This window comes from Nocardia sp. NPDC060255 (genome assembly GCF_042727395.1).
Classification (GTDB): domain Bacteria; phylum Actinomycetota; class Actinomycetes; order Mycobacteriales; family Mycobacteriaceae; genus Nocardia.
The window spans coordinates 26,060-43,367 of record NZ_JBHXAU010000032.1 but is presented as its reverse complement, the minus strand read 5'-3'; the positions used below and the strand labels follow the sequence as shown (position 1 = coordinate 43,367).

18 protein-coding genes and 1 tRNA gene are annotated in these 17,308 nt (G+C 65.6%); 8 read left to right on the top strand and 11 right to left on the bottom strand.

Going from position 1 to position 17,308, the window contains the following annotated elements; genetic code table 11:
• Window positions 1-160: 160 nt before the first annotated feature.
• From ACFWF1_RS38455 to ACFWF1_RS38440, 4 genes are all read right to left on the bottom strand, one after another.
• Window positions 161-421, bottom strand: coding sequence for a hypothetical protein (locus ACFWF1_RS38455; protein WP_379280987.1), 261 nt, complete (start codon window positions 419-421; stop codon window positions 161-163).
• A gap of 99 nt (window positions 422-520) precedes the next feature.
• Window positions 521-1,501, bottom strand: coding sequence for a ribose-phosphate diphosphokinase (locus ACFWF1_RS38450; RefSeq protein WP_357381568.1), 981 nt, complete (start codon window positions 1,499-1,501; stop codon window positions 521-523).
• The gene (gene glmU, locus ACFWF1_RS38445; protein ID WP_379280986.1) at window positions 1,498-2,988 is read right to left on the bottom strand and encodes a bifunctional UDP-N-acetylglucosamine diphosphorylase/glucosamine-1-phosphate N-acetyltransferase GlmU; all 1,491 of its coding nucleotides are present in this window, start codon (window positions 2,986-2,988) and stop codon (window positions 1,498-1,500) included. The genes ACFWF1_RS38450 and glmU overlap by 4 nt, the downstream gene beginning before the upstream one ends.
• A gap of 111 nt (window positions 2,989-3,099) precedes the next feature.
• Window positions 3,100-3,170: transfer RNA gene (locus tag ACFWF1_RS38440), tRNA-Gln, on the bottom strand.
• Between the two features lie 262 nt (window positions 3,171-3,432).
• Here ACFWF1_RS38440 and ACFWF1_RS38435 point away from each other — a divergent pair.
• The 4 genes from ACFWF1_RS38435 (at window position 3,433) to ACFWF1_RS38420 (ending at window position 9,323) form a co-directional block, all read left to right on the top strand.
• A complete protein-coding gene (locus ACFWF1_RS38435; RefSeq protein WP_051187212.1) occupies window positions 3,433-4,047 on the top strand; it encodes a TetR/AcrR family transcriptional regulator in 615 nt (204 codons plus the stop codon).
• Between the two features lie 182 nt (window positions 4,048-4,229).
• Window positions 4,230-4,877 carry a TetR family transcriptional regulator gene (locus ACFWF1_RS38430; RefSeq protein ID WP_379280985.1) on the top strand — a complete coding sequence of 216 codons (648 nt, stop codon included), beginning with the start codon at window positions 4,230-4,232 and terminating at the stop codon, window positions 4,875-4,877.
• Window positions 4,878-4,959: 82 nt separating this feature from the next.
• Window positions 4,960-8,574, top strand: coding sequence for a transcription-repair coupling factor (mfd, locus tag ACFWF1_RS38425; protein WP_379280984.1), 3,615 nt, complete (start codon window positions 4,960-4,962; stop codon window positions 8,572-8,574).
• Window positions 8,575-8,690: 116 nt separating this feature from the next.
• Window positions 8,691-9,323, top strand: coding sequence for a MazG family protein (locus ACFWF1_RS38420; RefSeq protein WP_379281213.1), 633 nt, complete (start codon window positions 8,691-8,693; stop codon window positions 9,321-9,323).
• Here ACFWF1_RS38420 and ACFWF1_RS38415 read toward each other — a convergent pair.
• The 7 genes from ACFWF1_RS38415 to ACFWF1_RS38385 form a co-directional block, all read right to left on the bottom strand.
• Complete coding sequence (locus ACFWF1_RS38415; protein ID WP_379280983.1) at window positions 9,317-9,931, bottom strand: peptide deformylase; 615 nt, start codon at window positions 9,929-9,931, stop codon at window positions 9,317-9,319. The two genes, ACFWF1_RS38420 and ACFWF1_RS38415, sit on opposite strands and share 7 nt — an antisense overlap.
• Window positions 9,932-10,026: 95 nt before the next feature.
• Window positions 10,027-10,794 (bottom strand): ESX secretion-associated protein EspG, encoded by a 768-nt coding sequence (locus ACFWF1_RS38410; RefSeq protein WP_379280982.1) that lies wholly within the window; start codon window positions 10,792-10,794, stop codon window positions 10,027-10,029.
• Between the two features lie 63 nt (window positions 10,795-10,857).
• Window positions 10,858-12,093: a hypothetical protein gene (locus tag ACFWF1_RS38405; RefSeq protein WP_379280981.1), complete on the bottom strand. Its 1,236-nt coding sequence runs from the start codon at window positions 12,091-12,093 to the stop codon at window positions 10,858-10,860.
• Window positions 12,090-12,566, bottom strand: a complete 477-nt coding sequence (locus ACFWF1_RS38400) for a hypothetical protein (RefSeq protein WP_379280980.1) — start codon at window positions 12,564-12,566, stop codon at window positions 12,090-12,092. The genes ACFWF1_RS38405 and ACFWF1_RS38400 overlap by 4 nt, the downstream gene beginning before the upstream one ends.
• Window positions 12,567-12,601: 35 nt before the next feature.
• Window positions 12,602-13,171, bottom strand: a complete 570-nt coding sequence (locus ACFWF1_RS38395) for a DUF3558 domain-containing protein (RefSeq protein ID WP_379280979.1) — start codon at window positions 13,169-13,171, stop codon at window positions 12,602-12,604.
• Between the two features lie 120 nt (window positions 13,172-13,291).
• Complete coding sequence (locus ACFWF1_RS38390; protein ID WP_379280978.1) at window positions 13,292-13,807, bottom strand: DUF4254 domain-containing protein; 516 nt, start codon at window positions 13,805-13,807, stop codon at window positions 13,292-13,294.
• Window positions 13,714-14,172 (bottom strand): DNA-directed RNA polymerase subunit beta, encoded by a 459-nt coding sequence (locus tag ACFWF1_RS38385; protein WP_379280977.1) that lies wholly within the window; start codon window positions 14,170-14,172, stop codon window positions 13,714-13,716. Before ACFWF1_RS38385 ends, ACFWF1_RS38390 begins: the two co-directional genes overlap by 94 nt.
• 215 nt (window positions 14,173-14,387) lie before the next feature.
• Here ACFWF1_RS38385 and ACFWF1_RS38380 point away from each other — a divergent pair, with 215 nt between their 5' ends.
• The 4 genes from ACFWF1_RS38380 (at window position 14,388) to ACFWF1_RS38365 (ending at window position 17,176) form a co-directional block, all read left to right on the top strand.
• The gene (locus tag ACFWF1_RS38380; protein WP_379280976.1) at window positions 14,388-15,275 is read left to right on the top strand and encodes a helix-turn-helix domain-containing protein; all 888 of its coding nucleotides are present in this window, start codon (window positions 14,388-14,390) and stop codon (window positions 15,273-15,275) included.
• Window positions 15,272-15,478 (top strand): DUF397 domain-containing protein, encoded by a 207-nt coding sequence (locus ACFWF1_RS38375; protein WP_379280975.1) that lies wholly within the window; start codon window positions 15,272-15,274, stop codon window positions 15,476-15,478. Before ACFWF1_RS38380 ends, ACFWF1_RS38375 begins: the two co-directional genes overlap by 4 nt.
• Before the next feature lie 36 nt (window positions 15,479-15,514).
• On the top strand, window positions 15,515-15,973 hold the full coding sequence (locus ACFWF1_RS38370) for an NUDIX hydrolase (RefSeq protein ID WP_379280974.1): 459 nt from the start codon (window positions 15,515-15,517) through the stop codon (window positions 15,971-15,973).
• A 90-nt stretch (window positions 15,974-16,063) separates the two neighbouring features.
• On the top strand, window positions 16,064-17,176 hold the full coding sequence (locus ACFWF1_RS38365) for a glycerol dehydrogenase (protein ID WP_379280973.1): 1,113 nt from the start codon (window positions 16,064-16,066) through the stop codon (window positions 17,174-17,176).
• Window positions 17,177-17,308 lie beyond the last annotated feature (132 nt).

Here is a 17,308-nt window from a genome sequence, read left to right as displayed (position 1 = left end):
CTCCTCGTGTTGTCCGGTCGCCACCTCTGCGTACCTCCGCCGGCGCGGCCGTCCGCGCGTAGCGGACGGACTGCGTCCGGCATGTCCGTTATGCGTACCACGACGGTCGGGCCGTCATAGCCGATTGCGCTAGGTGGCGCAGTCGGACATCGACCGGGTGTCAGAGATCCTTGTCGTCCACGATGTCCATGGCCACCACCTCGGCGGGCCGCTCGTCGTCCTGGGCCTTCTCGGCGCGCTGTTCGCGCGGCGTCGACTCCTGCGCCAACTCGTCCGCGATGCCGAGCCTGCCGTCATCGTCGTTCTCGTGATAGCGAATGCGCAGGTCATCCGGCGGATCCTCGATATTGCGCTCATAGGCGCGGATCTCGTCGGCTTGGTCGTCGTCTCCCATGTCTGTGTCCAGCGATTCACGGTCCATACCCCTCAGTATCCCCGCGTATTGCCACAACTAACGGAGCGGACGCAAAAGAAATGGCGGCCCGGACCGAAGTCCGAACCGCCATCTCGTGGTGAAGATCTATGCGTTGCCGTTGAAAAGGCCGGTGACGGAGCCGTTTTCGAAGACCTCGCGGATGGTGCGGGCCAGCAGCGGCGCGATGGACAGCACCGTCAGCTGCGCGAACTTCTTCTCTTCGGTGATCGGCAGCGTGTTGGTGACCACGACTTCCTTGGCACCGCAGGCGGCCAGCCGCTCGGCGGCCGGGTCGCTCAGCACGCCGTGCGTCGCGGCGATGACCACGTCGCCCGCGCCGGCGTCCTTGAGCACCTTGACCGCGCCGGCGATGGTGCCACCGGTGTCGATCATGTCGTCGATCAGGATGCAGGTGCGGCCCTCGACATCGCCGACCACGCGGTTCGCCTTGATCTGGTTGGGCACCAGGGGATCGCGGGTCTTGTGGATGAACGCCAGCGGCGAGCCGCCGAGCGAGTCGGCCCACTTCTCGGCCACGCGCACGCGGCCCGAGTCGGGGGAGACCACGGTGATGTGGTCAAGGGTGTAGTTGGTGCGGATGTATTCGGCGAGCTGCAGCTGCGCGTGCATGTGATCGACCGGGCCGTCGAAGAAGCCCTGGATCTGATCGGTGTGCAGATCGACGGTGATGATGCGGTCCGCGCCCGCGGTCTTCAGCAGGTCGGCGACCAGGCGAGCCGAGATCGGCTCGCGGCCGCGGTGCTTCTTGTCCTGGCGGGCGTAGGGGTAGAACGGCAGCACGGCGGTGATCCGCTTGGCCGAACCGCGCTTGAGCGCGTCGATCATGATGAGCTGTTCCATCAGCCACTGGTTCAGCGGTGCGGGAAAGCTCTGCAGCACGAACGCGTCGGAGCCGCGGACCGACTCCTCGAACCGGACGAAGATCTCGCCGTTGGCGAAGTCGCGTGCGGTCTGCGGCGTGACGTGGACGTCGAGTTCCTTGGCGACCTGTTCGGCCAGCTCAGGATGAGCGCGTCCCGAGAAGAGCATCAGGTTCTTCTGGTTGTCGATCCATGACGCGGTCACTGCTGTTTGCCATCCTTTTGCTCGTGTGCCTGACCGGAGTCCTCTTTGGCGGCGTTGGCTTCTGCCGCCGCGCGCGCCGCGGCCGTTCCAGGACGGTGGCGTTGCACCCAGCCCTCGATGTTCTTCTGCGGCCCGCCGGAAACCGCGAGTGCCCCGGGCGGAACGCTTCTGCGCAGTACAGTACCCGCCGCCGTATACGCGCCGTCACCCACCGTTACCGGTGCGACAAACATCGTGTCGCTTCCCGTTCGCACATGCGAGCCGACAGTGGTGTGATGCTTGGTCACTCCGTCGTAGTTCACGAAAACACTTGAAGCGCCGATGTTGCTGTACTCGCCGATGGTGGCGTCGCCCACATAGGTCAGGTGCGGCACCTTGGAGTGCGCGCCGATCGAGGCGTTCTTGGTCTCCACGAACGCGCCGAGCTTGCCGGAATTGCCGACCACGGTGCCCGGCCGCAGGTAGCTGAACGGGCCGATGGTCGCGCCGGGGCCGATCATCGCGCCCTCGCCGTGCGTGCGGATGACCCGGGCGCCGTCGCCGACGACGACATCGGTCAGCGTGCTGTCCGGCCCGATCTCGGCGTCCTCGCCGATCACGGTGTCGCCGAGCAGTTGGACGCCGGGGCGCAGCACCGCGTCCCTGCTGATCCGCACGCTCGCGTCCACCCAGGTGGAGGCCGGGTCGATGATCGTCACGCCGGCGCGCATGTGCCGTTCCAGGATGTAGCGGTTGAGCCTGCTCGTCGCGTTGGCCAGCTGGACCCGGTCGTTCACGCCGGTGACCTTGGCCGCGTCGACCAGGCGGGCGCCGTGCACCGGATGCCCGGCCTCGCGGGCCAGCCGCAGCACGTCGGTCAGATACAGCTCGTGCTGGGCGTTCGCGGTGGACAACCGGCTGATCATGGTGCGCAGCACATTCACGTCGAACGCGTACACACCCGAGTTGACCTCGGTGATCGCCGACTGCGCCGGGGTGGCGTCGGCGTGCTCGACGATCTCGACCACCTGGCCGTCGACATCGCGGACGATGCGGCCGTAGCCGTTCGGGTCGTCGGGCACGAAGGTCAAGACCGTCACGGCGGACCGCTCGGTGTACGAACGGTGCTCGTCGAGCAGCGCGGACAGCGTGTGCCCGTCGAGCAGCGGTACGTCGGCGGAGGTGACGAGCAGGTCGCCGGTGAATCCGACGGGGAGCGCGGCGAGTGCGCACTGCACGGCGTGACCGGTGCCGAGCTGTTCTTCTTGAATGGCCGGAGTGATCTCACGGCCGAGGTCGGTGGCCACCGCGTTGACTGCGGCGCCGACCTGTTCGCGGTCGTGGCCGACCACGGTGATCAGGTATGCGGGGTCGATCTCGTTCGCCGCATGCAGCGCGTGTGCGAGCATGCTTCGACCGGCCAGCGAATGCAGCACTTTGGGGGTCTTCGACCGCATTCGCGTCCCGGCACCGGCTGCGAGAACGACGACGGCGGTCTGCTGTGGCATGGATCTCCCTCGGCTGCCTGTCATCGTGCTGCTGGGCTCTGCTCATCGTGCTGGGGTCTGCTGTGCTGGGCGCAGATGTGCGGGCCAACGATAGGTCATCGTGCTGCCGAGCTCCGCCGCCAGGACTCGAACCTGAACTATCTGAACCAAAATCAGAGGTGCTGCCATTACACCACGGCGGATTGTCACATCGGCGGATCGGGAACACCCGCCGCTGTGCCACGGCACGGGAAAGATCCTCGCATACACCCCCGCCTCTCCGCGATTCTTGCCGGTAGTTGGAGCGTTGAGAGAGTCGCAGCGGGAGTTGATCGATGGCGCGCCCGGGGTTGACGGGGCAATCTTGCGGGCTGTCTGGAACAGTTAAGGCACTGGACGGTCGTGTGGCGAAGGGAGGCGGAACTGATGTCGACTAGTGAACCGCCCAAGGTGTCGCGTCCGCGGATGACCGGTACCCAGCGGCGACAGCAGCTCATCGAGATCGGTCGCGCACTGTTCGCCGAGCGCGGATATGACGCCACCTCCATCGAGGAGATCGCGCAGCGGGCCCAAGTCTCCAAACCTGTGGTGTACGAACACTTCGGCGGCAAAGAGGGGCTGTACGCGGTCGTCGTCGATCGCGAGATGTCGATGCTGCTCGACATGATCGTGTCCTCGCTCACCCAGAACCGATCGAGGGTGCGGCTCGAACAGGTCGCGCTCGCGCTGCTGACCTACATCGAGGAACGCACCGACGGCTTCCGCATCCTGGTGCGCGATCAGCCCGCGGGCAATGCCGAGGGGCGCTACTCCAGCCTGCTCAACGAGGCCGTGAACCAGGTCGCACACATCCTCGCCGGTGATTTCGAGCGCCGCGGTTTCGACACCAGCCTGGCCACCCTCTACGCCCAGGCGTTGGTCGGGCAGGTCGCGACCGCCGCCACCTGGTGGCTGGACGAACGCAAACCCTCGAAAGAGGTTGTCGCCGTACATTTGGTGAATCTGTGCTGGAACGGGCTGAGCCATCTGGAGGCCGACCCGCATCTCAGCTCGGAGTGGCGCGCCGGTATCGAGGAGTGACTCGGGTTGTTAACCAGCGAATTGCGAAGTGGGTCCAGTCGAATGCTCGAATTGACTGCCGAGGGCCCGCCTGGTGGTACGGTTCACCCATCCTTTGGGTGCTGTTCGGGCGGTAAGTCGGTCTACTTCGTGATGTCGGTCTACTTCAGGATGGCTGGTTTTTAGGATGACAGGCGGATCTGATGGCTAGGCAAGCGCGCGCGGAGATCACCCGCGACTCCGTTCTTGCGGGCGCTGCCGATGTCTTTCTGCGCTTGGGTTACGCGAACGCGAGTCTGAGCGAGATCATCGCGCAGTCCAATGTGACCAAGGGCGCCTTGTACTTTCACTTCGGCTCGAAGGAAGAGCTGGCGCGTGCGGTGGTCGACCAGGGCAACGAGCGGCTGGTCAGCTCGTGTCAGGGTTTCTTCGATCCCCGGGTGCCCGCGCTCGAGGCGTGCATCGGCATCACCTATGTCGTGGCCGACCTATCGATGAACGATCCGATGGTCGGCGCGATGCTCAAGCTGACCCACCAGATCGGTGACTACCGCGGCGCCCAGGGCGACAACATCGCCAAGACGTGGGGCGACACCTACCGCGTGCTCTCCGAAAGGGCTATCGCCCAAGGCGATTTGCAGCCCGAGCTCGACGCCGACGTGATCGGCATGCTGCTGCAGGAGATGACCGCGGGCGTGCACATCATCGCCGTCGGCACCGAGTCGATCGATCAGATGGCGACCCGGATGGAACGCGTCTGGTACTTCCTGCTCCCGTCGATCGTGCCCAGCGAGAAGCTCGCCTACTTCCGCGAGTTCGCCGCCAGGCGCCTGCGTCGCTACGTCCCTTAGCAGCCTCAGCTCTACGTGTCGGCGGCACTGACTAGACTTTCGCCTGTTGCTCGAAATACCCGGCTTGAGCTCAGGAGTTGTGATGCCGACCCATCGTCCACCGCTTGCGGGACTCGCGGCGGTCGCCGGTGCCGATGCCGCCCTGCGGACCGTCACCGAGCTGGTCGGTAAGTCCTCGGTCGAGCTGGTCGGGCCGTCCGGTGTGCGGGCGTTCGTGGCCGCGACGATCGTGGCGCAACGGCCGCTCGTCGTGGTGACCGCGACCGGGCGCGAGGCGGACGATCTGACGGTCGAGCTGGAGGAAATGCTCGGTCCGGCGGTCGCGCAGTTCCCGTCCTGGGAAACCCTGCCGCACGAGCGGTTGTCCCCGGGCGCCGACACCGTCGGGCGCAGGCTCGAAGTGCTGCGCAGGCTGGCCCATCCGGAAGACCCGGCTTTCCCCGAACCGTTGCGCGTGGTGGTCACCACCGTGCGCTCGCTCATGCAGCCGATGGCGGCTAGCCTCGGTCACATCGAGCCGATCGTGCTGCGCGTCGGCGCCGAGCTCGACTTCGACGAATTGCTCACGCGCCTGGTCGAATTCGCCTACAGCCGGGTCGACATGGTCGGCAAGCGCGGCGAGTTCGCGGTGCGCGGCGGCATCCTCGACCTGTTCCCGCCCACCGCGGATCATCCGGTGCGGGTGGAGTTCTGGGGCGACGAGGTCACCGAACTGCGCCCGTTCGCCGTCGCCGACCAGCGCTCGCTGACCGAGGTGCCGGTCGATGTCGTTGTCGCGCCGCCCTGTCGCGAACTGCTGCTCACCGCCGATGTGCGCGAGCGCGCGGCCGAGGTCGCCGTCGACAACGCGGCCGATGCCGCGCTGGTCGAGATGCTGGAGAAGCTGGCCAATGGTGTCCCGGTGGACGGCATGGAGGCGCTGCTGCCGGTGCTGAAGCCGGGCGAACTGCGGCTGCTCACCGAGGTGCTGCCCGAGGGCACCCATCTGCTGCTGTGCGATCCGGAGAAGATCCGCACCCGCGCTGCTGATCTCGTGCGCACCGGCGAGGAGTTCCTGGAGGCGTCCTGGACGGCGGCCTCGTTCGGGGCCGACGCACCGCTCGGCGCGCACGGCCTGGACCTGGCGGCGTCCGGCTATCAGGCACTGCCCGATGTGCACGCCAGCGCGGACGAGCGCGGCCTGCCCTGGTGGACGCTGAGCCCGCTCACCTCGGGCATCCCCGCCGAGGTGGTGCTGCCGGTGCTGGCCGGGCCGACCGCCCGCGGCTCCGATGAACTCGTCGCGACCATCTTCGCCTCGCTGCGCGCGCACGTGGCCACCGGCGGCCGGGCAGTGGTCGTGGTGGCCGGACACGGTACGGCGCAACGCATTCTGGAACGACTGGCCGACGCCGACGTGCCCGCCGCGACGCTGGAACCCGGTGCCGAACCGGGCAACGGGGTCGTCGGCGTGCTGTGCGGCTCGCTGCACGACGGTCTGATCTTCGACGACGCCGGGCTGGTCGTCGTCGCCGAATCCGATCTCACCGGCAACCGGATGACCGCGCCCGGCGACGGCAAGCGGCTGCCCGCCAAGCGCCGCAACCAGGTCGATCCGCTCGCGTTGAACGCGGGCGACATGGTGGTGCACGACCAGCACGGCATCGGGCGCTTCGTCGAGATGATCGAGCGCACCATCGGCGGCGCGCGCCGCGAATACCTCGTCATCGAATACGCGCCCGGCAAGCGTGGCCAGCCGGGCGACCGGCTGTTCGTGCCGATGGAGTCGCTGGATCAGCTGTCCCGCTACGTCGGCGGCGAGCTGCCGAGCCTGTCCAAGCTCGGCGGGTCCGACTGGGCCAACACGAAACGCAAGGCACGCAAGGCCGTTCGGGAGATCGCCGGCGAGCTGGTGCAGCTGTACGCCGCGCGCCAGGCCGCGCCCGGGCACGCGTTCGGTCCGGATACCCCGTGGCAGCAGGAGATGGAGGACGCGTTCGCGTTCACCGAGACCGTCGATCAGATGACCGCCATCGCCGAGGTCAAGTCGGACATGGAGAAGCCGGTTCCGATGGACCGGGTGGTGTGTGGCGACGTCGGCTACGGCAAGACCGAGATCGCCGTGCGCGCCGCGTTCAAGGCGGTGCAGGACGGCAAACAGGTCGTCGTGCTGGTGCCGACAACCCTGCTCGCGCAACAACATCTGCAGACCTTCACCGAACGCGTCGCCGGTTTCCCGATCAACGTGAAGGGCCTGTCCCGGTTCACCGACCCGGCCGACGCCCGCGCCGTCATGGAGGGCATGGCCGACGGCAGCGTCGACATCGTGGTCGGCACACACCGTTTGCTGCAGACCGGCGTGCGCTGGAAGGACCTCGGGCTCGTCGTGGTCGACGAGGAGCAGCGCTTCGGTGTCGAACACAAGGAGCACATCAAGGCGCTGCGCACCCACGTCGACGTGCTGACCATGTCCGCGACGCCGATTCCGCGCACCCTGGAGATGAGCCTGGCCGGCATCCGCGAGATGTCGACCATCCTCACCCCGCCGGAGGAGCGGCACCCGGTGCTCACCTACGTCGGCGCCTACAACGACAAACAGGTCACCGCCGCCATCCGGCGCGAGCTGCTGCGCGACGGCCAGGTCTTCTACGTGCACAACCGGGTGTCCTCGATCGACAAGGCCGCCAAGCGGATTCGCGATCTGGTGCCCGAGGCCAGGGTCGCCGTCGCGCACGGTCAGATGAACGAGGACGCCCTCGAATCCACCGTCGAGGGCTTCTGGGAGCGCGAATTCGACGTGCTCGTCTGCACCACCATCATCGAGACCGGCCTCGACATCTCCAACGCCAACACCCTGCTCGTGGAACGCGCCGACGCCCTCGGCCTTTCGCAGCTGCACCAGCTGCGTGGCCGAGTCGGCCGCAGCCGGGAACGCGGCTACGCCTACTTCCTGTACCCGCCGGAGAAGCCGCTCACCGAGACCGCCTACGACCGTCTCGCCACCATCGCACAGAACTCCGACCTCGGCGCGGGCATGGCCGTCGCGATGAAGGACCTCGAAATCCGCGGCGCGGGCAACGTGCTCGGCGCCGAACAGTCCGGTCACGTCGCCGGTGTCGGCTTCGATCTCTACGTCCGGCTGGTCGGCGAGGCCGTCGAGGCCTACCGGGCCGCCGCCGACGGCAGGCCCATCACCACCGAGGAACCCAAGGAAATGCGCATCGACCTCCCCGTCGACGCGCACATCCCGCCCGACTACATCGGCAGCGACCGCCTGCGCCTGGAGGGATACCGCAAACTCGCCTCCGCCCAAGACGATTCGGCCCTCGCCTCCGTCGTCGAGGAACTCGTCGACCGCTACGGTCCGCTGCCGGTCGAGGTCGGCCGCCTGGTCTCCGTCGCGAAACTCCGCCTGCTGGCCCGCGAATACGAGGTCACCGAAATCGCGGTCACCGGAACAACGCTCAAGGTCTCCCCGCTGCACCTACCCGACTCGAAACAGATGCGCCTCAAACGCATCTATCCCAGTGCCAGCTACCGCGCCGCCAGCGGCGTGATCTCGCTGCCGCTGCCGCGCGTCGAAGACAGCGTCGGCGCCGAACGCGTACGCGACGTAGTGCTCCTGCAATTCGTCGCCGATCTGCTGCTCGCCCTGGACGGAAAAGCCCAGGGCGCAGTAGATCTCACCACCGCGACCGAGGTCTCGGCCGCGCGATGAGTGCTGATCGTGACGAGGCCGTATTACGTGCGGCTCGCCATGCTGCTAGCCAGCTGAACGGGACCCCGTCCGACACTGCTGTAGTGGCAGCGGGTTTGACCAAGGCCGTCGAGGTGATGGACCGCCTCTGGAATTTCGGCGGTTGGGAAGTAACCCAAACCCACGACTCGTTGCGCCCCTACCTGCTCGAGGAAACCTACGAACTCCTTGACGCCATCCAGCACAACGACGCGGAGACCATCAAGGAAGAACTGGGCGACCTCCTGCTCCAGGTCCTCTTCCACTCCCGAATCGCCCAAGCAGCAGGCGAATTCACCGTCAACGACGTAGCTGCCGCCCTGGTGGCCAAATTGGTCAACCGCAGCCCCTACCTCCGCGACACTCAATTCGCCGCCGACACCACCCTCGAAGAAAAGATCGCGGCGCAGGAAAGCGCTTGGGAAGAACGCAAATCCGCCGAAAAGTCCCGCCGTTCCTGCCTCGACGGTATCGCTATGGCCCAACCCGCCTTAGCCCTCGCCGAAAAGATCCGCGACCGCAGCAGCAAAGCGGGCCTGCCCGAAGACCTGATCCCCACCGACCTTCGCGTCGTGCACCTCGGCCTCCCCGACAGCGCCGAGGAACGCCTCCGCAAAGCCACCCGCACCTTCGCCGCCGCCATCCGCGCCACCGAGGATGCGGCGGAAGCCGATCGCGGGGAACGACTTCCGCTTGCCGGCGACGACTGGCGCAAGTACTGGGTTCACTGAGACGAGACGGGCGGCGCATCCACGATCTCGGTGAGTGTGCCGGGTTCGGCTTTGTCGACGTAGAGGACGCCGTTGAGGTGGTCTGTCTCGTGCTGCACGATGCGGGCAGGCCACCCGCTGAACTCCGCGAGCCGGGAAGTTCCGCCGAGATCGGTGAAGCGCAGCGTGACATCGGCGTGGCGGCGTACCACCGCGCGGTATCCGGCGACGCTCAGGCAGCCCTCGGGGAGATCGGCGGTGCGCAGTGACGAGGGCGAGTATGTCGGATTGGCGATCACCAGGAACTCCTGCGGATAGCGCTCGCGGGTCCTAGCGATCTCCTCGCTGACCGCAGCCGAGTCCTCGATCACCGCCAGCTGCACCGGCAGGCCGATCTGCGGAGCGGCCAATCCAACACCGGGAGCCGCATGCATCGTCCGCCGCATCAGCTCGACGAGCGCCGACAGATCCTGGTCGTCCAGCTGCCCCTCGTACCGTTGCGCGACTGTCCGCAGCCCAGGATCGTCAACCTGGACGATGGGCGCGACACCATCGCCATATCGATCCAGCAACTCCCTGACCCGACGCCGCAAGCCAGCCGCGTCGTCACCTTCTACCGGCGTTGCCATGACCTACTCCCACCTCGAACTCGCTACGACCGTCGACAATGCCACACCCGTCACAAGGCCGCCGGATGGCCAGAAGGTGAGCTCAGAGCTGGCGACTACCAGGTATCGTCTTCGTCTTCTCTGAGCCGTTGTACGGCCATATCGATCCAGGTCGTGAACTGGGTGGCGAGATCCTGTGGGGCGGTGGGGCGGATCTTGATCTGGTCTATTTTGCGGGCTTCGGTATAGCGGCCGTCGTCGGTGATGTCGTACCACTGCAAGGTTTCCCACGGCTCGGGGCGGTCGAGGATCGAGCCGGTGTAGAGGGTGGCGCTGCCGCCGCCGTCGGAGGGGCGACCGAGGAGGCGGCGGTAGCGTTCGCGGGGGCTGGTTCTGGGGTCTTCCGCGTAGTGGCCGTCGCGGGGTGGCTTGGTGTCGTCCTCATGGAAGGTGGCCGGTGGGTGGGTGCCGGGGTTGGCAGGTAAGAGCCAGTTGATGATTCGGGTGGGGAGGTGTTCGGGGCGGCACATGCGCAGGCGGATGGGGCCGTCGGTGTCGTCGATGACGGATTGGGAGAGGACGACGGCGTGGTGGGGGTTGCGGGCGCCGAGGATGCGGTACTGGCGGATCGCGGCGTTCTTTGTTCGTGTTGTGCCGCCGAGGATTTCGATGCGTATGTTCGAGGTGGTCAGAGTGTGAATGGCGAGACGGATCTGGTCCATTTCGTCGAATGAGTAGCTGTTGCAGACCTTTTCGCGATGTGCGTCGAAATCTTCGAGGTAGCGGAAACGGCTGAGGTAGTGCAATGGGCGTGGGAAGCGGTCGTTGGCGTCGCTGTACCAGAGGGCGGCGAAATCGTCTGGTTCCCAAGTCCATTCAGCCATGTGTGATCCATTCGGTAATGCGGGCAGCGCAGTAGCTTTGTTCTCGTGCGGCGGAGCGGGTAGTTATCGGTCGGCGCCGGGTGGATCTTCCGCCGGCTTCACCTGGGCCGATGCGTATCCGCCGCCGAGGACGCCCCCGGGAATTGTCCGGGGCGTTTCACCGAGGAGTTCGTTGGTGTTCTCCTCGGTCTTGAGGTAGTCGGGCGTTTGGTGCTCCGACTCGTCCTCGCCTTTGCCGCGGCCGCCACCGGGAGACATCATGCCGGGGGAGCCCGCTGCGCCGCGGGCAGCGGTGGCGCCAGCGGGAACCGTTGACCTGGTGGTTGTTCCCGGGGTGCCGGGGGCGCCGGGAATGCTGCGGCCCGGGCCTCCTGGTTGCTTCGAAGGACTTCCCGGACTGCCGGGGCTGCCAGGACTTCGCGGGGTGAGGCCTGTCGGGACGCCCGGAGTAGTGGGGTGTGTGGTGGAAGGCGTTGTCGGCGTGGTGGTGCTGGGGGACGTCGGTGTAGTCGGCGTCGTGTTGGCGGGGGTGGTGCTCGCGGCCGTCGTCTGCTGCTTTGTGGAATCGGTTGGGCTCTGGTTTTGGTTCGGCTGGTCGGAGGTGGACTTGTCCTCCGTAGTCTTGCCGGACTCGTCCTTCTTCTGGTCGTCAGGAGTCTGACCGGGCTGATTGGGTTGGCCCGAGTGGTTATTGGGGTCGTTCGGAAGGCCGCTGGTACCCGGGGTATGGGTTCCGGGGACGACGGGCGGGACGTCGGACTGTTGGACGAGGTCGACCGGTCGCGGCAAAACTGGCAGCGACTTGTCAGCCTGGGCTAGCCCGTCGACGTAGTAGGTGCGCATGATGGTTCGCGCTTGCTCTTCGGCGTCGTTGCGCTGGTTTTCGAAGCGGGAGCGGAAGGGCCCCCAATGCTTTGGGTTGTACCAACTCGGGTCGCCTTGGCGTTCGGGTACCCCGGTTTTGACGTCGACGGCAGCTTGGGCAGTATCGGTGATGACTTTGCCGACGGCGCCGAAAGTGCTGGTGAGCTGGTCGGCTTTCGTCGTGTAGTTGATGATCGCTTTTTTCGAAGCCTCCGCGGCTTGCCCTTCCCAGGACTCGGCGATGGACGACATCATGCGCTGGCGGAACGTTTGCAGTCCGTCAGTCCACTTCTGCTGCGCCTTCAGGTATTTGGTGGCGGCCTCGTTAGCGGGGGTGGTGGCGACCGGCTCGAAGGCTTTGAGGATTTCTGTGTGCCGGAAGCCCTCTGGGTTCTCGGTCCGCGGGGGAATCTGGGGCGGCTCGGTCCCGGTCATTTGTTGTCTCCAGGGATCGGGCCGGTAACGCCGGGCTGGCCGTTGGGATCGGGTAGCTGGTCGAGTCGAGCGATCTCGGCCTTGAAGCGGGCGGCGAAGTCGGCGTCTTGTGCGATGAAGCGGTCGCGGATGGTGGCGTGGAGCTGGCGGATGTCTTCGACTGCGCGCCAATGCTCGTCCAAGACGGTGTAGAAGTCATCACCGCCGGGGTGTCCGTTGGACTTCGCGCGAAAGCGATTGGCCATTGTGGGTGCTGACGTCAACATCGAACCAGGGTGATCGCCGAAACCCCAGGTGGAGATTGAGGAGATCCGCATCACGTCGGTCTGTATTTCGCGAATAACTTCCTGGAAGTTGGTGCACTCCCGGTCGAGTTTGGCGAAGTCTTCCGCGCTCATACGCACCGATAACCGACCGTCCCGCCCTTCGTCGATCAAACTCTTGAGCGGACTCTGTGCCCCTTCATCAGCCACGTACTTGCCTCCCCTTAGCTCGTCCGGTCAGAGACTCATGCATTTGCGGGAACGCTGGGAACGACCTTCCCTGCCAGCGTCCGGGCGAGTTGGCATGAGTCGATGCTGCCTGTGTCCTTGTTCGACTTCGGGTTGTCGAGCAAGAACTCGAGGCTGCCGCCATTCAGCTCCACGTTGACCCAGCAGGTCGTGTCACCCTCGGGTCGGCGTGAGGAGAGAGCATGCCTGCTGCCGATCATGAATTCCTGGGTGTCAGGGAACTGCTTGCTGCGAACCGCGTCCAGGGTGATGTTTGTGGTCGTTATCTTCACGCCGTAGCCGTTGCCGCCGCGCGTGACCCAACCGCAGCCTCTCCACTTAAACCCTCCCGGCGCGTCTGTATCGTCGCGCCCGGTGGCCTTGAGATTCTCAGAGGCCAGCACGTCTGCAGGTATTCCTGTGCAAGGGTCAAACCCATGTGGCACGTCCGCTGCCAAGGATGGCGCGGTACCGCTGGTCGTCGAGGTACTTGGCGGGCCATCCTTGCCGTCCTGGCAGCCAGCCAGGGCCAGCGTGACACCCAGAGCAAGGGTTATCGCACGCAGCTTGTTTCCCCTGCTCAACATCGGCGTCCCCTTCGCAGCCAGCTGACGACATGAGTATGGGGGCATGTTCTCCCCCTATAACTATGGGCCAGACCCTACCGCTCGGCTCGAAGTGACTGCAAGCAACGGCGTCGCTCGCGGCTAGTGGCAGCCTGGCAGTCGGCGGCGGCCTGAGTTGACGTCTGTGGCGAGGTCCTCGTAGCCGATCGCTAGTTCGGCGAGGCGCTCCCAGGCGTCCCAGAGATCCCATTCGCAGGCGCTGGTGAGAGCGGCGTACGCGGCCGCAGTCAGTTGAGCGAGGCGGTCGATTACTTCGCCGACTGTTTCTGTATGTACTGAGGCGGCGCCGTGGGAGGGCGGTAGTTGTTGGTCGAGCCAGTTGTCGATGGTGCGGACCGAGGCGGCGCGTTGCCGGTCTGTCTCCTCGTGCGCGCAGCAACTCTCGGAGAGTCTGCGTTCGTGCAGGACTGTGAGAGTGCGGGCGGTGTGGAGTACGGGGTGGTCGATCGGCAGGTCTCCTCGACATGCTTGTAGCAGTTGGTTTTTCGTTGGGAACGGGTTTTTCAACGGAGGGGCTCCCGGGATGCGCAAGCCTGCACCGCTGCGATGATCGTCAGTCCGGACGGGCGGAAGGTGTCGCGGGGTGGGATCACCCATTGCCGGTGTGCGGGGCCATCGGCGGGGGATGGCAGGGCGATTTCGCCGCCGAAGGGAACGATCGAGACGTTGAGGTGCAGTAAGGCGGGCGCGAGGCGGATGTCGTTCGGCAGATCGGGCCGGACGAGATAGGTCCAGCGACGCGAGCGGATATGCGCGATGATCGGTCCGAGGGTGAATCGCTTGTGCAGCAGGTCATCTCGTACTCGCTGGCCGAGGGCTGCTGGCATGGTGATGCCGCCGACCAGCCCCGCCTTGATGACGATACGGCCGAGGTCGGGGTGGATTCCGGCGGGTAATCCGCAAGTTCGCCGGTAATAGGCGCATCGGGTGATGGGTGTATCCGCGAACGCCGCAGTATTCATGGGAGCCTCGTATTGGAATTGGTTGTTTTGGAATTCGCCTGTCCGGAACCTTTGATTCCTGGTCTATTCCGGACTGGCGCATAACAAGAACACCATCGAACGGGCAGCCGACGAGCCCACAGCGAAAATTCTCTGGAAAGTGCTCCGAATTCCCAGATGAAGTGTCACCCTGAAACCGCTTGTTTCCCATGGCAAGACGACAGTAGGGGGTGTACATGATCGATGAAGGTGGCTCGACCCTCCCGCGACGCCAGCTCGGGCGGTATCTCCGTGACGGGCGCAATGAGTCCGGCCTGACTCTCGAGCAGGTCGGAGTAACGATGCAGTGGAGCAAGAGCAAACTCTCGCGCATCGAGAAGGCGGAAGCAGGGGGGACGCTCCGGCAGGTCGATATCCGAGAGTTGTGTCGTATCTATGAATTCGATGACGAGATGACGGCGGCGATGGTCGCCTTGGCCGAGCAATCTGATGCGAAGTGCTGGTGGCACACGTTCGATGATGTAATCCGCAATAGCTTCAACATGTACGTGGGCCTGGAGGCTGCAGCGAAGTCTCTGATCATGTTCCGACCGGATTTGGTGCCCGGCCTGCTCCAGATCCCCGACTATGCAAGGGCTCTCGATCGTGTCTACTTTCCCGCGGACTCGGCTGAGGATCTCGAACGACGAGTGCAGCTCCGAATCAAGCGGCAAGCCATCATGACTCGACGTTCGGCCCCGATCACCGTCGAAGTGGTGTTGCACGAATCCGCTATACGGTCCGTGGTCGGTGGCCCCAAGACGATGGCCGCGCAACTCAGGCATGTCGCTGACGTGAGCACCTACACCAATGTGACTGTGTGGGTGCTGCCCTTCACGGCCGGTTTCCCGGTGGGCTTGTATGTCGGACCATACGTACACCTGGACTTCGGACTGGATACCAAGGGGCAAGAGGTTGCGCCAGCTGTCGTTTTCGTCGAGGGATACGCCGGGGACATGTACCTTGAACGAGAGCAGGACACGCAGATGTACCAGCAAGCGTTCGCAGCTATGAAGCGCAGTTCGTTGGACGAAGTGGCGAGCAGGACCCTGTTGCGACAAACAGCGAAGGAGTTTGGGGCATGAACAGCGATGTATCCACCGCCAAATGGTTCAAGAGCAGCCGCAGCGCTGGTGGTTCGGAATGCGTAGAAGTCGCGTTCCTCGACAGCGACATGATCGGTGTCCGCGACTCCAAGAACCCCGCAGGCCCAGCCCTGATCTTCACTCCCACCGAGTGGGCCACCTTCACTGCCGGCGTCACCGCTGGCGAGTTCGGCTGTCCGTAACTGACTTTGGAGCCCGCAGTCGAGCAGGTCGAACCGGTGGCGCGCACCAGCGTGCGACTGCTGCTTGTCGACGACAAGGACCGGCTACTGCTGTTCGTCAGTCATGACGATTCCGACGGCCACCGATATTGGTATCCGATCGGCGGCGGGATCGAGCCGGGGGAGTCGCTGGCGGAGACGGCGGCGCGGGAGGAGACCGGGCTCAGCGAATTCCGTTTGGGCCCAGAGGTTTGGCGGCGGCGTGCGACTGCCTCGTGGGGCGGCGTCACGTACGACTGCCGCGAGCACTATTTCTTTGTCCGAGTCCCCAGCTTCGACGTCGACACCTCGGGTTTCACCGAGAACGAGCGCGAGACGGTCAAGGGCCACCACTGGTGGACGCTGGACGAGATGAGCGCGACCGATGATCGACTGGTGCCGAGGGACTTGCGGTTGCTGATGGGTGACCTGCTGGTGTCCGGACCGCCCGATGAGCTGATCTTTCTGACGACCTAGCGCGTAGCGTTGGGCGGAACGAATGGCGGCGGTTGGGCAGTGGTGTGCTCCGGAGTCGGCGCGGCTCGCCCTGGGATCGGGAGGTGTCGGATGTTGAGTGTGTTTTCCTCGCCGGGGCATTACGTGCAGGGACGAGCGGCGACCGAACAGCTCGGGGCGGAGATGGCTCGGCTGGGGATTGGCGGCCCGGTCACGATCGTGGCGGGGCGTAGTGCACAACGGTTGCTGACCGAGACGTGGGATCGGTCGTTGACGGACGCGAAAATCACTTACTCCGTGCATCTTTCGAACGGGGAGTGCACCAGGGCGGAGATCGCCAGGATCACCGCGGGCGTGCGGGAGAACGGCAGCACCGCCGTTTTGGGTGCCGGCGGTGGCAAGGTGCTCGACTCGGCGCGAGTTGTCGCCGACGATCTCGGCCTGCCGATGATCAGTTGCCCGACCACCGCGTCGAGCGATGCCCCGTGCAGCGCGCTGTCTGTGATCTACACCGACGCTGGCGAAGTCGAGACCTCGCAACTGCTCCGCCGCAACCCGGCGCTCGTCCTCGTCGACACCTCCGTCATCGCCCAGGCGCCCGCGCGGCTGCTCGCCTCCGGCATGGGTGACGCGCTCGCCACCTGGTTCGAGGCACGCACCTGCTCCGCCGCGCAGGTACGCAACCTGCGTGGCGGCGCGTCCACCCGCAGCGCTACCGCGCTCGCCGAGCTCTGCTATCGCACGCTGCTGGCGGACGGCCCGCAGGCGCTGGCCGCCGTGCGCGAGCACGCCGTCACCCCGGCCTTCGAGCGGATCGTCGAAGCCAACACCCTGCTGTCCGGTCTCGGTTTCGAATCCTCCGGTCTGGCCGCCGCGCACGCCGTCCACAACGGGCTGACCGCCGCGCCGCAAACCCATCGGTTCCTGCACGGTGAGAAGGTCGCCTTCGGCGTCATCACCCAATTGGTCCTGGAAGGCGCCCCGTCGGCGGAGATCACCGCGGTCCTCGACTTCTGCCTCGAGGTCGGCTTGCCCACCACTCTCGCCGCGATCGGCCTGGCCGACGTCACCGAGCCGACGTTGGCCGCGATCGCCACCCGAGCGACCGCACCGACCGAGTCGATCCACAACGAGCCCTTCACCGTCGACGCCACCATGACCCTCGACGCCCTCCGCGCCGCCGACGCCCTCGGCCGCGCCCACCCACACCCGCACCGTCCCTGATTCCCGCACCCGGAAATCGCATGCGATTCTCGGTGCGGGACATCGGAAGGCGTGCGGCGCAGGCGTGAACCGCGTCACTAACGAACCACAGCCCGGTTAACGTCCGAGCACTTCGGCGGGATTTCGACATAG

Bases quoted from the DNA above. Each gene is read 5' to 3' on its own strand.
- ACFWF1_RS38455 (WP_379280987.1), bottom strand. From the start codon at position 421: ATGGACCGTGAATCGCTGGACACAGACATGGGAGACGACGACCAAGCC.
- glmU (WP_379280986.1), bottom strand. From the start codon at position 2,988: ATGCCACAGCAGACCGCCGTCGTCGTTCTCGCAGCCGGTGCCGGGACG.
- ACFWF1_RS38435 (WP_051187212.1), top strand. From the start codon at position 3,433: ATGACCGGTACCCAGCGGCGACAGCAGCTCATCGAGATCGGTCGCGCA.
- ACFWF1_RS38430 (WP_379280985.1), top strand. From the start codon at position 4,230: ATGGCTAGGCAAGCGCGCGCGGAGATCACCCGCGACTCCGTTCTTGCG.
- mfd (WP_379280984.1), top strand. From the start codon at position 4,960: ATGCCGACCCATCGTCCACCGCTTGCGGGACTCGCGGCGGTCGCCGGT.
- ACFWF1_RS38420 (WP_379281213.1), top strand. From the start codon at position 8,691: ATGGACCGCCTCTGGAATTTCGGCGGTTGGGAAGTAACCCAAACCCAC.
- ACFWF1_RS38415 (WP_379280983.1), bottom strand. From the start codon at position 9,931: ATGGCAACGCCGGTAGAAGGTGACGACGCGGCTGGCTTGCGGCGTCGG.
- ACFWF1_RS38410 (WP_379280982.1), bottom strand. From the start codon at position 10,794: ATGGCTGAATGGACTTGGGAACCAGACGATTTCGCCGCCCTCTGGTAC.
- ACFWF1_RS38405 (WP_379280981.1), bottom strand. From the start codon at position 12,093: ATGACCGGGACCGAGCCGCCCCAGATTCCCCCGCGGACCGAGAACCCA.
- ACFWF1_RS38395 (WP_379280979.1), bottom strand. From the start codon at position 13,171: ATGTTGAGCAGGGGAAACAAGCTGCGTGCGATAACCCTTGCTCTGGGT.
- ACFWF1_RS38390 (WP_379280978.1), bottom strand. From the start codon at position 13,807: ATGGGTGATCCCACCCCGCGACACCTTCCGCCCGTCCGGACTGACGAT.
- ACFWF1_RS38385 (WP_379280977.1), bottom strand. From the start codon at position 14,172: ATGAATACTGCGGCGTTCGCGGATACACCCATCACCCGATGCGCCTAT.
- ACFWF1_RS38380 (WP_379280976.1), top strand. From the start codon at position 14,388: ATGATCGATGAAGGTGGCTCGACCCTCCCGCGACGCCAGCTCGGGCGG.
- ACFWF1_RS38375 (WP_379280975.1), top strand. From the start codon at position 15,272: ATGAACAGCGATGTATCCACCGCCAAATGGTTCAAGAGCAGCCGCAGC.
- ACFWF1_RS38365 (WP_379280973.1), top strand. From the start codon at position 16,064: ATGTTGAGTGTGTTTTCCTCGCCGGGGCATTACGTGCAGGGACGAGCG.